The organism is Bacillus sp. GW823-FHT06A10, assembly GCF_058795375.1.
In genome coordinates, this window is sequence record NZ_JBXAHT010000002.1 from 792,042 (window position 1) to 805,375 (window position 13,334).

The 13,334-nt window shown below is 34.9% G+C and carries 12 protein-coding genes and 1 riboswitch; of the genes, 7 read left to right on the top strand and 5 right to left on the bottom strand.

Translation table 11 applies throughout. The features are described from left to right. Nucleotides 1-90: 90 nt before the first annotated feature. The 4 genes from AC1Q8M_RS19030 to malR all read left to right on the top strand — a co-directional run bounded on the left by AC1Q8M_RS19030 (nt 91) and on the right by malR (nt 4,872). Entirely contained in the window at nt 91-1,350 is a 1,260-nt protein-coding gene (locus AC1Q8M_RS19030; protein ID WP_000709931.1) for an extracellular solute-binding protein, read from the top strand. Nucleotides 1,351-1,426: 76 nt separating this feature from the next. After that, nucleotides 1,427-2,728 carry a maltosaccharide ABC transporter permease MalC gene (malC, locus tag AC1Q8M_RS19035; protein ID WP_001194982.1) on the top strand — a complete coding sequence of 434 codons (1,302 nt, stop codon included), beginning with the start codon at nt 1,427-1,429 and terminating at the stop codon, nt 2,726-2,728. Continuing rightward, a complete protein-coding gene (gene malD, locus AC1Q8M_RS19040) occupies nt 2,729-3,571 on the top strand; it encodes a maltosaccharide ABC transporter permease MalD (RefSeq protein WP_001022603.1) in 843 nt (280 codons plus the stop codon). It abuts the gene before it with no gap. 269 nt (nt 3,572-3,840) lie between these two features. Then, entirely contained in the window at nt 3,841-4,872 is a 1,032-nt protein-coding gene (gene malR / locus AC1Q8M_RS19045) for a maltose operon transcriptional repressor MalR (RefSeq protein ID WP_000219057.1), read from the top strand. Between the two features lie 4 nt (nt 4,873-4,876). Here malR and AC1Q8M_RS19050 read toward each other — a convergent pair whose 3' ends face one another. Next, entirely contained in the window at nt 4,877-6,040 is a 1,164-nt protein-coding gene (locus AC1Q8M_RS19050) for an aminotransferase A (RefSeq protein WP_000434552.1), read from the bottom strand. Nucleotides 6,041-6,197: 157 nt separating this feature from the next. Next, entirely contained in the window at nt 6,198-6,398 is a 201-nt protein-coding gene (locus AC1Q8M_RS19055) for a hypothetical protein (RefSeq protein ID WP_000929276.1), read from the bottom strand. Between the two features lie 310 nt (nt 6,399-6,708). Here AC1Q8M_RS19055 and kinB point away from each other — a divergent pair, with 310 nt between their 5' ends. Then, on the top strand, nt 6,709-7,983 hold the full coding sequence (gene kinB / locus AC1Q8M_RS19060; RefSeq protein ID WP_000420372.1) for a sporulation sensor histidine kinase KinB: 1,275 nt from the start codon (nt 6,709-6,711) through the stop codon (nt 7,981-7,983). A gap of 38 nt (nt 7,984-8,021) precedes the next feature. Here kinB and AC1Q8M_RS19065 read toward each other — a convergent pair whose 3' ends face one another. Further along, the gene (locus AC1Q8M_RS19065) at nt 8,022-8,771 is read right to left on the bottom strand and encodes a DUF3967 domain-containing protein (RefSeq protein ID WP_000388467.1); all 750 of its coding nucleotides are present in this window, start codon (nt 8,769-8,771) and stop codon (nt 8,022-8,024) included. 226 nt (nt 8,772-8,997) lie between these two features. Here AC1Q8M_RS19065 and nucA point away from each other — a divergent pair, with 226 nt between their 5' ends. Beyond that, nucleotides 8,998-9,432: a DNA-entry nuclease gene (gene nucA / locus AC1Q8M_RS19070; protein ID WP_000811494.1), complete on the top strand. Its 435-nt coding sequence runs from the start codon at nt 8,998-9,000 to the stop codon at nt 9,430-9,432. A 36-nt stretch (nt 9,433-9,468) separates the two neighbouring features. Then, nucleotides 9,469-9,858, top strand: coding sequence for a competence protein ComJ (locus AC1Q8M_RS19075; RefSeq protein WP_000424024.1), 390 nt, complete (start codon nt 9,469-9,471; stop codon nt 9,856-9,858). Between the two features lie 38 nt (nt 9,859-9,896). Here AC1Q8M_RS19075 and metE read toward each other — a convergent pair whose 3' ends face one another. Further along, on the bottom strand, nt 9,897-12,185 hold the full coding sequence (metE, locus tag AC1Q8M_RS19080) for a 5-methyltetrahydropteroyltriglutamate--homocysteine S-methyltransferase (protein ID WP_061659893.1): 2,289 nt from the start codon (nt 12,183-12,185) through the stop codon (nt 9,897-9,899). Between the two features lie 128 nt (nt 12,186-12,313). Further along, nucleotides 12,314-12,501: riboswitch (cobalamin riboswitch) on the bottom strand. Nucleotides 12,502-12,696: 195 nt separating this feature from the next. Beyond that, entirely contained in the window at nt 12,697-13,254 is a 558-nt protein-coding gene (locus AC1Q8M_RS19085) for a PadR family transcriptional regulator (RefSeq protein WP_000062063.1), read from the bottom strand. Nucleotides 13,255-13,334: the final 80 nt, after the last annotated feature.

Below are 13,334 nucleotides of genomic sequence, written 5' to 3' on the forward strand. Positions count from 1 at the left end.
CTTGAGATATTGTTTGCGCTTCAATTAAACTATTAAATGCAAACGTTTTCAGTTACTAAGGTACATAGACAATTTAGGGAGGTTTTTGGGATGAAGAAAGCATTATCATTATTAACGGTTTCAGCATTATCTATTGGTATGTTATCTGCATGTGGACCGAAAGATTCAGGGAAAAAAGAGGAAAGTAAAGCGAAAAAAGATTATGATCTTCTTGTTTGGGAAGATGAGAAAAAAGGTGTGGGTCTAGAGCCAGCGGTGAAAAGTTTTGAAAAGAAATATAATGTGAAAGTAAAAGTTGAAGAGGTTCAGATGACGAAACAAATAGAAAAACTTCGTCTCGACGGTCCAGCTGGCACAGGGCCAGATGTTGTAACATTGCCACATGATCATATTGGTAATGCGGTAACAGAAGGGCTACTTTCAGAAGTGAAAGTAGATGATACAGTAAAAAGTAAATTTACAGATTTATCAATAGAAGCACAAACATATAACGGAAAAATATATGGTTTACCAAAAGCGATTGAAACACCAATCTTTATTTATAATAAAAAAATGATGCAAAAAGCGCCGGAAACGATGGATGAACTGTTTAACTTCTCAAAAGACTTTACGAAAGATGGAAAATACGGATTTTTAGCACTAGGAGATAACTTCTACTTTGCTAATGCATTTATGGCAGGTATGGGTGGTTATGTATTTGGTGAAAAAGATGGAAAGCCGAATGCAAATGATATTGGATTAAATAATAGCGGTGCGGTACAAGGTGCTGAATATATTCAAAAATGGTATAAAGAAAAGTTATTCCCGAAAGGTATTATCGGTGAATCTGGTGGTTCAGCTGCAGATGGATTATTTAATGAAGGAAAAGCAGCATCTATTATGAATGGTCCATGGGCATTCCAAGCGATGGAAAAGGCTGGAATAGACTATGGTGTTGCTCCAATGCCGAAATTACCAAATGGTCAACCGATGAAAACGTTCGTTGGCGTAAAAGGATGGCATGTAACAAGCTTCTCTAAACAAAATGATTTAGCTACAAAATTTACTGAGTGGGTTACAAATGAAGAAAATGCTAAAATTCGCTTTGAGAAAACGAAAGAAATTCCACCAGTAAAATCAGTAATGGAAGATCCAATCATTAAAGAAAATGAGGCTGCAAAAGCGGTTGCGACACAATCTGAAAATGGAATTCCAATGCCAAACATTCCAGAAATGCAAGAAGTTTGGAAACCAGCTGGAGATGCGCTTCAATTAGTTGTATCAGATAAAGAAGCACCAAAATCCGCACTTGATAGTGCAGTGAAACAAATTAAAGGTAATATTGAGGCAAATCATAGTAAGAAAAAATAAGGTGAAATTCGTGCCTCTAATATGAGGGGCACGAATTCTCTCCCTTCCATGTAGGAAGAAAAAAGGGGGAAGGAACATGCAAACATCTATGGAACCTGCAAAGGGGTTAAATGATTCAAAGCATAGGAAAGTGGCAACCATGTTATCAATCATTCCAGGCGTGGGCCAAATGTATAATAAACAATTTGTAAAAGGTCTTATTTTTCTAGTATTAACAGGTTCATTTATTGTAGCCTTTGCTGATTTATTAAATATGGGATTATGGGGCATTGTAACGCTCGGTACAGAAGTTCCACGTGACCATTCCGTCTTTCTATTAGTAGAAGGGATCTTGGCACTTATCGTTATCGCTTTTGGGCTTGGCATATATGCATTTAACTTATATGATGCATATCAAAATGGGAAGAAACGTGATATTGGAACACCGTTAAATTCTGTAAAAGAGCAATACCGTAATTTGTTAGATCAAGGCTTTCCTTATTTAATGGTTTCACCAGGTTTTCTACTACTTATCTTTGTTGTCGTATTTCCAATCATCTTCGTAATTTTAATTGGATTTACAAACTATGATTTATATCATTCTCCTCCAGCTAAATTAGTAGATTGGGTGGGCTTTAAAAACTTTATTGATATTTTCACATTACCGATGTGGAGAGATACATTTTTAAGTGTATTTTCTTGGACTGTCATTTGGACATTCGTTGCAACAACATTACAAGTTGCACTTGGTATTTTTTTAGCGATTATCGTAAATCAGCCTGGTATTAAAGGTAAGGCAATTATTCGAACAATCTTTATTTTACCGTGGGCTGTTCCAGCATTCGTATCTATTCTTGTATTTGCTGGTATGTTTAATGAAACATTTGGAGCAATTAATAACCAAGTATTAGCTTTATTCGGGATTGAAAAGATTGCTTGGATGACAGACCCGTTTTGGTCAAAGATTGCTTTAATTATGATTCAAACGTGGCTTGGTTTCCCGTTCGTCTTTGCGATGACAACAGGTATACTGCAATCGATTCCAGGAGAATTATATGAAGCGGCTACAGTAGACGGAGCAACTGCTTGGCAACAGTTCCGCAAAATTACATTGCCACTTGTGTTATATGCAACAGCGCCAATATTAATTACGCAATATACGTTTAACTTTAATAATTTTAGTATTATTTATCTATTTAATAACGGGGGACCTGCTGTGTCTGGACAAAATGCAGGTGGAACGGATATTTTAATTTCATGGATCTATAAGTTAACGATGACTTCGGCTCAATACGGCAAAGCAGCAGCTCTTACAATGATTTTATCGTTAATCGTTATTACAGTTGCGTTATGGCAATTTAAGAGAACAAAATCATTCCAAGAAGAGGATATGATGTAAATGAATATTAAACGACAAAAGATGCTACGTCTTTCATTAAGTTATTTAGTTATCTTCATAATGTGTGCGATTGTTTTCTATCCATTACTATGGATAATTGGCTCATCGTTTAATCCAGGTGATAGTTTATCTGGGTCAAGTATTATTCCGAAAAATGCCACATTAGATCATTATCGCAAGCTACTTGATCTCGATTCAAGTAATTACTTACTTTGGTATAAAAATACTTTGAAAGTTAGCGTAATGACGATGATTTTCTCTGTACTAGCCATTAGTTTTACTGCTTATGCATTTTCGAGATATCGTTTTGTTGGAAGAAAGAATGGTTTATTAACATTTTTAATTCTGCAAATGATCCCGAATTTTGCAGCGTTAATCGCACTATATATATTAGCTCAGTTAACAGGATTACTTGATACACACCTTGCATTAATTTTAATTTATGTGGGCGGAGCAATTCCGATGAATACATGGCTTATGAAAGGGTATTTTGATACGATTCCGAAAGAGTTGGATGAATCAGCTCGAATGGATGGAGCAGGGCATTTCCGTATTTTCTGGCAAATCATTATGCCACTTGCAAAGCCAATCGTAGCGGTTGTAGCATTATTTACTTTCATTGGTCCATTTACAGATTTCATTTTAGCGAGTATTATTTTGCGAACACCAGAAAATTATACTTTAGCAGTTGGATTATATGAAATGGTTGCGAAAAAATTCGGTAATGAATTTACAACGTTTGCAGCGGGTTCAGTGTTAATTGCGATCCCGATTTCAATTTTATTCCTATCACTACAAAAATATTTTGTTTCCGGTTTAACAGCTGGAGGTACAAAAGGATGAAAAATGGGACATTATGTCCCATTTTTCTTTTCATCTCCCTATAAATAACTTTATAGGGAGATGAAAAGAGATTTGACATCACATGTGAAAAGAAGTGAAATAAATAGTATATTATAGTATAGGAAAAAATAGCTATATCCCTTACAATACATGAAGAGGGAGAATAGGATTAGTTTTGCAAGATATAAGAAATGAAAGTTTATGACTTGCAATGAATGCGAGATAAAATATATGAAAAATGACAGAGAAATGAGAGGAGGGGGATTTTTATGACAGTTACAATTAAAGATGTGGCGAAGCAAGCGAATGTTGCACCATCAACAGTTTCTCGTGTAATTGCTGATAATCCAAGTATAAGTGAAAAGACAAAGCGCCGTGTTAGGAAAGTGATGAGTGAATTAGGGTATCATCCCAATTTAAATGCGAGAAATCTTGCGAACCAAACGACGAAAACACTTGGTCTTGTTATGCCAAGTTCTGCAAGTAAAGCTTTTCAAAATCCATTTTTCCCAGAAGTTATAAGAGGGATTAGTTCATTTGCACACGTAGAAGGTTATGCGCTTTACATGTCGACAGGTGAAACGGAAGAAGAAATTTTTAATGGTGTCGTAAAGATGGTACAGGGACGCCAAATTGGTGGCATTGTTCTTTTATATTCAAGGGAGAATGATCGGATTATTCAATATTTACATGAACAGAATTTCCCGTTTGTTTTAATAGGAAAACCATATGATCGAAAAGATGAAATTACATATGTAGATAATGACAATTATACAGCTGCAAGAGAAGTGGCAGAATATTTAATTTCATTAGGGCATAAGCAAATCGCGTTCATTGGTGGTGGATCAGATTTACTTGTAACGAGAGATCGTTTAGCTGGTATGAGTGATGCCTTGAAATTAGCAGACATTGTATTACCAAAAGAATATATTTTACATTTTGATTTTTCGAGGGAAAGTGGTCAACAAGCCGTTGAGGAATTAATGGGACTGCAGCAACCGCCGACGGCAATTATGGCAACGGATGACTTAATTGGACTTGGTGTGTTAAGTGCTCTTTCTAAAAAAGGATTCGTTGTACCGAAGGATGTTTCTATTGTAAGCTTTAATAATGCTTTATTATCAGAAATTGCGAGCCCTCCACTTTCGACAGTTGATGTGAATATTTATCAGCTAGGATATGAGGCAGCGAAAGCTTTAGTTGATAAAGTAGAGAATGCAGAATCCACTGCAAAGTGTATCATTATTCCTCATAAATTACTAAAACGTCAAACTTGTGATCATTATGCAGAAAAAAGCTAAGAGTTTAACTCTTAGCTTTTTTCTTTAGAAAGGCTTCTAATCGGTCGCAGCCTTCTTTTAAAGTTTCGATACTATACGCATAGGACAAGCGAAGGTAGCCTTCACCGTATTCAGAGAATGCTGTTCCAGGAACTACAGCTAGTCCAGCTTCTTTGACAAGATCAAGTGCAAAATCAAATGATGAAGATGTCAAATGACCAACATATGGGAATAAGTAAAATGCACCTGTTGGCTTTTCAACTGCTAATCCCATTTGAGTGAGTCTATTATATACGTAATCACGGCGTTTTTTATATTGGTGGCGCATCATTTTGGGTGCGTCTTTAGCAGCTGTTAATGCTTCAATCGCAGCGTATTGAGCGATTGAAGTAGCACACGTTACATTGTATTGATGAACTTTTAATATGTGTCCTGCTAAATAGCTTGGTGCGAATAAAAGTCCAACACGCCAGCCAGTCATAGAATGTGATTTAGATAAACCGTTAATGACAATTGTCTTTTCACGCATTTCTGGGAAATGAGCGATAGATGTATGCTTTTGTTCATACACAAGCTCGCTATAAATTTCATCTGAAAGGACGAAAATATTTTTATCTTTTAAAACATCTACAATATCTTTTAATTCTTCTGTGGATAAAGTTACACCAGTTGGGTTAGAAGGATATGGTAGTACGATACATCTTGTTTTTTCTGTAATAGCATTTTTTAGCGCGTCAGCTGTTAAACGGAATCCAGTTTCACGAACATCTACAAAAATGGGCGTTGCACCGCATAATCGAATAATAGGTTCGTAACCTGGATAAATAGGAGCAGGTAAAATTACTTCTGTTCCTGGCTCTAAAATCGTTCGGAATGCAACATCAATTGCTTCGCTAGCACCAATTGTAACGATGGTTTCGTTTTCAGGTGAGTAATGTAAATCGTAGTTATCTTTTACGAAGTTACAAGCTGCCTTACGTAATTCTAGTAAACCAGCGTTATGTGTATAGCTTGTATAGTTTTCTGTAATAGCCCGTTTTGCCGCTTCTTTTACGAGAGAAGGTGTAGGGAAATCGGGTTGTCCGATTGTTAAAGAAATCAAATTATCATAGTGTTGAATCATGTTAGAGAATTGACGGATTCCAGAAATTTGGATATCCTTCACTCTAGGGTTAATGAATTGTTCCATTGTATCTCCCTTTCTTCCGTTTGAAAATTAAGTTCATTTTATCATATTTTCTATGATTGCGCTTTGTATATGTAATTTAGAAAGAGAGAGAAAAGAGAAAAGAGAAAAGAGAAAAGAGAAAAGAGAAAAGAGAAAAAAAGCCGCTATAAGCGACTTTTTAATATCCGTATTCCCAATCTATTTCATCTTCATTCCAGAGTACAGAGGATACCTTGCCAAGGTGAACAACTGATTCGTTCACAGCACATGTGCAATCTTCATCTCCTGCTTTATGCTGTAACTCTTCATATACTGATTTTTCAACATTTTCTAGAACAACCAAATTTTCTTCTTTTAAAACAAGCGTAGTACCCGCCATATTTATCTTCCTCCTACTAAAGTAATGATCACTTATTTGTAAACATAGATAGTATGGATTATATGCTGTATTTTGCTATAGTTGTCCGTCTAAAAAAGTATTTTTACATTTTCTTTGTAATCCGTATTCATTGTATACTGCACGAAGGAAATTTGGTACAGGGTTTACAATCATTTCGAAAATCTGTAACAATTATTATGAGTTGTTAACAAAGAATTAACAAATATGTTAAGAAAAATCAAAATTTTAAAACAAATAAACCTATAAAATGATATAATCATATCAAAATACATATAGGGGATGAGAGGTTATGGAGCTTATCCGTGATTTGTTGATTCAAATTGCCATCATAATTTTACCACTATTTTTATATGAAGCGATTCGTTTAAATCGCTATCAAGAAATGCCTCCGAAGCCAAATCGTTACTTTATTATGTTTTTATCTAGCGTTACGCTCGTTCTCTCCATGACATACTCTATTTGTTTTGGCAATGTGTGTGGGTATAACTTTCACCCAATTCCAATTGTCAGTGGTTTTTTATATGGTGGGATTGTTGGTTTAATCCCAGCGGTTATTTTTGTTGCATATGAATGGTTACTAAAGGGAATGAGCTTTCTTCCAGTTTTAGAAGTAACATTTCTATTGATAGTTCCGCTATTTTTATCAAAGAAATGGTCTCTTTTTTCAAGAGATAAGAAATTAATTTTAGCATTTATGATTTCATCATTTTATGTGCTTGTTTCTTTAGTATTAGGCATGATTAATGTTCTTTTGGAAACAGGATTTACACCGTATATTTCGCAAATATATAGCGGATTTATATTTGCCTCGCTTATCATGGTCATGACAATGGTATTTCAGGTGTATTTAACTGAATATTTAAACGAAAATGCATTGCTACGTACAGAGATGCAAAAATCAGAAAAGCTTAATATTGTAAGTGAGTTAGCAGCAAGTGTGGCACATGAAGTTCGAAATCCACTTACTGTTGTTCGTGGATTTATCCAATTGCTAGAAAGTACGGAAGATGTGAAGAATAAGGATTATATGCGTCTCGTATTAGCTGAATTGGATCGGGCGGAACAAATTATTTCAGATTACTTGAATTTAGCAAGGCCGCAAATTGAGAAAAAAGAACACATTTGTTTATCAGCCCAATTAATAGAAATGACCACTCTTATGTCGTCATTTGCAGCGATGCAAGGTGTATATTTACAAGTTGAAATTTCAGAAAGTCTTTATACGATTGGTGATAAGACAAAATTGAAGCAAGCTATTATGAATGTTGTTAAAAATGGTATTGAAGCAATTCAAGGAAATAAAGGATATTTAAAAGTAACAGCTATTCAAAAAGACGAAACAATCATAATAAGAGTTAAAGATAGTGGTGTTGGTATGACGAAAGAACAGTTAGCAAGGCTGGGGCAACCATATTATTCTTTAAAAGAAAAAGGGACAGGATTAGGGCTTATGGTAACATTTAGTATTTTACAAGCGCATAATGGTACATTGGAATATAAGAGTGAAAGTGGAAAAGGCACTGAAGCAATTATTATATTACCAGCTGTACAAAATAAGGAATAAAAGTTACCGATGGAAGGTAACTTTTTATTTTATATTGTTTATTCATTTGTTTTTTCTTGTTTTGCTCGGCTAAATAAACTTTTAAATGATTGAAAGAAGCTTTGCTCTTTTGAGGCAGCGACCATTCTTTTTGTTTCTTGAATTTCTCGAATAACTTGCATAAGCTGTGCATCACGATTACTGTCCTTGTTATAAATTTGACTAACAAGTTTATTCATTTTTTCTTCTTGTTTGGATTCTCGTTTATACATATGATTCATTAATAAGTCCATTTTTTCTTTTTGCAATGCATCTGTTTGAGCGGCGTGCTCGACTAATTCTTGAAGCATTTTTTCTTGAGAGCCTTCTTTTACATACACTTGTTGCATCAATTCATCTAGTTTTTCATCCTTTAAACGATTTTGTGTAATTAGAGTAGAATTTTGATGAATAATTGCTTCATTTAATTGAGCTAGCATTTCAAGTTTCAACATGAACTCCTCAAAGTTACGCCCATCTTCTTTTTCTTTCGGTTGTATCTCTTGCTTATCTTGTATAACTGGTACAGGTGGGGCCTCTTTTTCTTTTAAAATAATCGGTATCGTTTCTGAAATATCTTCTTGTAATGTGGCAGCTCTTTCATGTATAGATTTCAATAGTTTTAAATCATCAAGTTTATAAATACGAGCATCAGCTGTTTTAGAAATCATATAACCATGTTCCTCTAACAGTTGACTATATTTGCGGACTATATGTTTTGGGATGCCTGTTTTATTCGTGACATCTTTCGTTTTATAGGTAGCTTCCATGATATTTCCTCCCCAAAAAGTATCGTATATATCATTTCAATCTTTTATGAGGACTTCCTTTGAAAAAGAATGTCGGAAGGCTATTAGTTTTCTACAGCATTAGTGAAAAAATGAAATTTTTTGGCGGAATGGCAAGGAATAACTAAAATAATGTCTGAAAACATATACAGGAGAAGTTTGTTATAATAACTGAGGAAAAGAAACTGGTAGAAACATGGAGGTATACATGAAGCAATTAAAAGGTATTATCATTTCAATTATTGCAATTCTGTCTATTTTAGTAGCAGTTTATGAAGTACTTGTGCCAGAGGAAACAAGTGTAAAGAAAACGAATACGTATGATCAAGTGTTAGAATTTCCGAAAGAACGTTATCCAGAGACAGGAAAACATATTACGGATGCTATAAAAGAAGGGCATTCAGAAGTTTGTACAATCGATCGTGGTGGTGCTGCAGATAGAAGGAAATTGTCGTTAGCACCGTATCCATCAAAAAAAGGGTATGATCGTGATGAATGGCCAATGGCGATGTGCAAGGAAGGCGGAAAAGGAGCACATATTGAATATATAAGTCCGGCGGATAACCGGGGAGCAGGCTCTTGGGTAGGGAATAAGTTAGATAAATATCCAGATGGTACGCGTGTGAAATTTGAAGTGAAGTAGTATTTGTACATTTCATAATGAAGGAGAAGAGGAACTATGGAGTTAACAATTTCTTATTCGCAATTAATGTTGATGAACTATGACGGTGAGCAGCCTTATGTAGACTGGACGGATGAAGATTTTGAAAGAGGTTATGCTGAGGCAGAGGGAACTGTTATTTTTGAAGCACTTTCTGATTATACTTGTGAAGTGAAAGTGACCCCAGGGAAACATATTGAAAAAGAAGAAGTGGTTAGAACGATTACGGTTCCTTTTACGGTTGAAAATGAAAGTATCGTTATAACGAGTATTCTTTCAAACAAATTTCAAATATCTATTCCAAATGGTGAGTATACAGTTGTCTTACAAGCAATTCCTCTTGAAGAGCCAACGGATGATGAATTATATAAAATACAATACGAATTCTTCTTTGAAAGTAAAGAATAAAAAATGGGTTATCCTGAGAAAAGGATAACCCATTTTTGTTATGCGTTTGTTTTTAAAAGGGAACGAGCATCTTTCGCTGCTTGAACCATATGTTCTAAAGCTGGAATAACTTCTTCTGTTCTTCTCGTTTTTAAACCACAATCAGGATTAATCCAGAAATATTTAGGATCGCATACTTCTAAAGATTGTTCTACGATTTTATACATTTCATCTTTACTCGGTACACGTGGGCTATGAATATCATATACACCTAGACCGATGCCTTTTTCATATGTTGTATGTTTTAATGTATCAATAAATTCTCCGTGACTTCTTGATGTTTCGATAGAAATTACATCTGCATCTAATGCGCGAATCGCGTCAACAATATCTTCGAAGTTACTGTAACACATATGAGTATGAATTTGTGTTTCATTTGCTACAGAAGAAGTTGCTAAAAGGAAGGATTGTACTGCCCATGTAATATAAGCATCCCAATCTTTTTCTTTTAGTGGCATTCCTTCACGAAGTGCTGGTTCATCGACTTGGATTACTCTAATTCCGGAAGATTCAAGTAGTTCAATTTCGTGACGAAGAGCTAGTGCAATTTGATACGAAACTTCTTTTCTTGGAATGTCATTTCGAACGAAGGACCAATTTAAAATCGTAACAGGTCCAGTTAACATTCCTTTTACAACTTTCTCCGTTAAGCTTTGTGCATAAATTGTTTCCTTAATAGTCATTCCGTTAATAAAGGCTACATCACCATAAATAACAGGCGGTTTTACGCAGCGGGAACCGTATGATTGTACCCAACCGTTTTTAGTGAATGAGAAACCAGCAAGGCGCTCACCAAAATATTCGACCATGTCAGTTCTTTCAAATTCACCATGTACAAGGACATCAAGCCCAATTTCTTCTTGGTAACGAATCCATTTTTCTGTCTCTTTTTCAATAAATTGTTCATATTGTTCATTTGAAATAACACCGTTACGCCATTCTTTTCGCGTTTGACGAACTTCAGTTGTTTGCGGGAAGCTACCAATAGTCGTTGTTGGTAATAGTGGTAACTCCAGGGCAACTTGTTGCAATTCGTATCGTTTTTCAAATGGAAGAGGACGTGAAAAATCTTCTTCTTTTAGTGCTGTTCGTGCTGCTTTGACATCTTCTCGGTTACGTGCAGCAGATGAGCGAATTGTATGATGTACGTTTCGATATGTTTCCAGCTCAGTACTAATGCTTTCTGTACCTTGAGTGAGAGCGGAATGAATAAGAACTAACTCTTCTAATTTTTGATTTGCAAATGCTAATGCATCAAATAGCTCAGTCGATAAGTGAGTTTCTTCTGTTTTATCGATCGGTGTATGCAATAAGCTACAAGAAGGCTGAACGATGAAATCTTTCGTTTGGACTTGTTTTTGTAACGTTGTAAATAACTCAAGAACTTCATCAAGGTCAGCTCTCCAAATGTTACGGCCATCTATACAACCGACAGCTAAAGTTTTATCAGCTGGGAATCCATATTTTGAAATAGCATTTAAATTACCTTCTTTACCATGAATGAAATCTAATCCAATACCGGATACCGGGAATGTAATAATTTCTTCATAGTTTTCTTCCACGCTATCAAAATATGTTTGTAAAAGAAGAGTCGCATTTGGAACTTCTTTACGAATAGCTTCATAAATTTCTTTTGCTTGTTGAACTTCTTCTTTCGTTAAAGAAGCGAAAATTGGTTCATCAACTTGAATGGCTTGTGCACCAGCTGCATGTAGTTCTGAAAGCAGTTGTACGTAAGGTGCAACTAACTGTTTTAAAATGGAAGGAAATTGTTCTTGTGTATAGCCTTTAGCTAATTTTAAGAAAGTATATGGACCTAAAATAACAGGCTTTCCATCTACTCCTAATTCTTGTTTTGCCTCTTCGTATAAGCGAAGTGGACGATTATCTTTTAAAGAGATTTGTAATCCCTCTTCATATTCAGGAACGATATAGTGATAGTTTGTGTTAAACCATTTTGTCATTTCGGAAGCTACGTGATTTTTAGAGCCACGCGCCATTGCGAAATATACATCAAGGTAAGATGTAAACTCAGAAAAACGTGATGGGATAAATCCTAGCATATAGGCAGTATCCAAAACGTGATCATAATATGTAAAGTCGCCAATTGGAATGAGTTCAATCCCTTTTTCTTGCTGTACTTTTACGTGTTGAAGGCGAATTTCTTTCATTGTTGTTAAAAATTGTTCTTCATCAATTTTATTGGACCAAAAAGCTTCCAATGTTTTTTTCCACTCTCGTTGTAGTCCGATACGTGGATAACCTAAGTTACTTGTTTGAATTGCCATTTTAAATTCCTCCCTAATTGAAAGTAAGCATTTCCGTTTACTAGGAAATACTTATAACAAAAAGTGCAAAGACATAGAAAATAAGCCTTCCTTTTTGTTTTAACACCTCATCATCATCCGTGAATCTATCAGTGTTGTTAAAACAGGCAGGTCTCCTGACTTATGCTTCATATAATTTCTTTCACCTTCCCGTTTTCACAGTGGCACCAAAAAGAAATCTCAGCATTTACAGTGGCGGGACCGTGTTGGAGTTTCACCAAGCTTCCCTTTTAAACACGAAACGAAATGTTCGTGTACCTATTTTCCTTTTGAAAGGAATTTAACAAGCGATATGATATTGAAACAAATTCTAACACAATTTTTGGAATTTTGTCTACTGTTTTAAAATAAGAAAATTCCAAAGTTTTTATTTCTTATTATTCTGACTTTTTATTCTGAAGTAACTAATAATATTACAGTATAAAAAGAGAAATTGAGCTATGAAAGAAGTAGGGATGTCTTCTTTCATAGCTCAATTTTCATCTATAGCAACTTCTGAAAGTCGGCCTGCTATAGCATCTTTAAGGAGGGTGTTTAGCCATTGTAATTCAACTGTAATATGCTCAATTACACTTTGCAAGATATATAGTTGTGCACGTGGAACCTTTCCTTTATTACAATCATATATCGTTTGCATAGTATGTAAATATTGAAGAGTATCATTTTTCTTTTTTTCTAAAATAGGAACTAATTCATGATCATTGCTAAAGTGAGCGAAAGATAGGGCTGAATAAATAGGTTTATATATTTGGTTTTTTGCTTCGAATTGTTTTAATAGTAAAGTGTGGAATAGTTTTTTGCCTTCTTCTGTTATATGAAAAATCGTTTTGTCAGGTCGGTTTGTATCTCTAATTACATTTGTAATGTGAATTGCGCCTTGCTTTTCTAATTGCTCGAAAGCGTAATAAAGTGATCCTTTAGCATATTTAATATAACAATCCATTTGTCGTTCTTTCATAATATGCTGCACTTCATATGGATGTTTATCTCCTTCGAGTAGCAAGCCGAGAATGACTAATTTCATGCTCATGCTGTCTCAACTCCTGTATATAAAAACTTTATACATATTATAAACGGCATATCCTTTTTCATAAAGGGATATGCCGCTTC

Excerpts from the sequence above, each read along its gene's own strand:
- AC1Q8M_RS19030 (WP_000709931.1), top strand. The coding sequence starts at position 91 with ATGAAGAAAGCATTATCATTATTAACGGTTTCAGCATTATCTATTGGT.
- malC (WP_001194982.1), top strand. The coding sequence starts at position 1,427 with ATGCAAACATCTATGGAACCTGCAAAGGGGTTAAATGATTCAAAGCAT.
- malD (WP_001022603.1), top strand. The coding sequence starts at position 2,729 with ATGAATATTAAACGACAAAAGATGCTACGTCTTTCATTAAGTTATTTA.
- malR (WP_000219057.1), top strand. The coding sequence starts at position 3,841 with ATGACAGTTACAATTAAAGATGTGGCGAAGCAAGCGAATGTTGCACCA.
- AC1Q8M_RS19050 (WP_000434552.1), bottom strand. The coding sequence starts at position 6,040 with ATGGAACAATTCATTAACCCTAGAGTGAAGGATATCCAAATTTCTGGA.
- AC1Q8M_RS19055 (WP_000929276.1), bottom strand. The coding sequence starts at position 6,398 with ATGGCGGGTACTACGCTTGTTTTAAAAGAAGAAAATTTGGTTGTTCTA.
- kinB (WP_000420372.1), top strand. The coding sequence starts at position 6,709 with ATGGAGCTTATCCGTGATTTGTTGATTCAAATTGCCATCATAATTTTA.
- AC1Q8M_RS19065 (WP_000388467.1), bottom strand. The coding sequence starts at position 8,771 with ATGGAAGCTACCTATAAAACGAAAGATGTCACGAATAAAACAGGCATC.
- nucA (WP_000811494.1), top strand. The coding sequence starts at position 8,998 with ATGAAGCAATTAAAAGGTATTATCATTTCAATTATTGCAATTCTGTCT.
- AC1Q8M_RS19075 (WP_000424024.1), top strand. The coding sequence starts at position 9,469 with ATGGAGTTAACAATTTCTTATTCGCAATTAATGTTGATGAACTATGAC.
- metE (WP_061659893.1), bottom strand. The coding sequence starts at position 12,185 with ATGGCAATTCAAACAAGTAACTTAGGTTATCCACGTATCGGACTACAA.
- AC1Q8M_RS19085 (WP_000062063.1), bottom strand. The coding sequence starts at position 13,254 with ATGAGCATGAAATTAGTCATTCTCGGCTTGCTACTCGAAGGAGATAAA.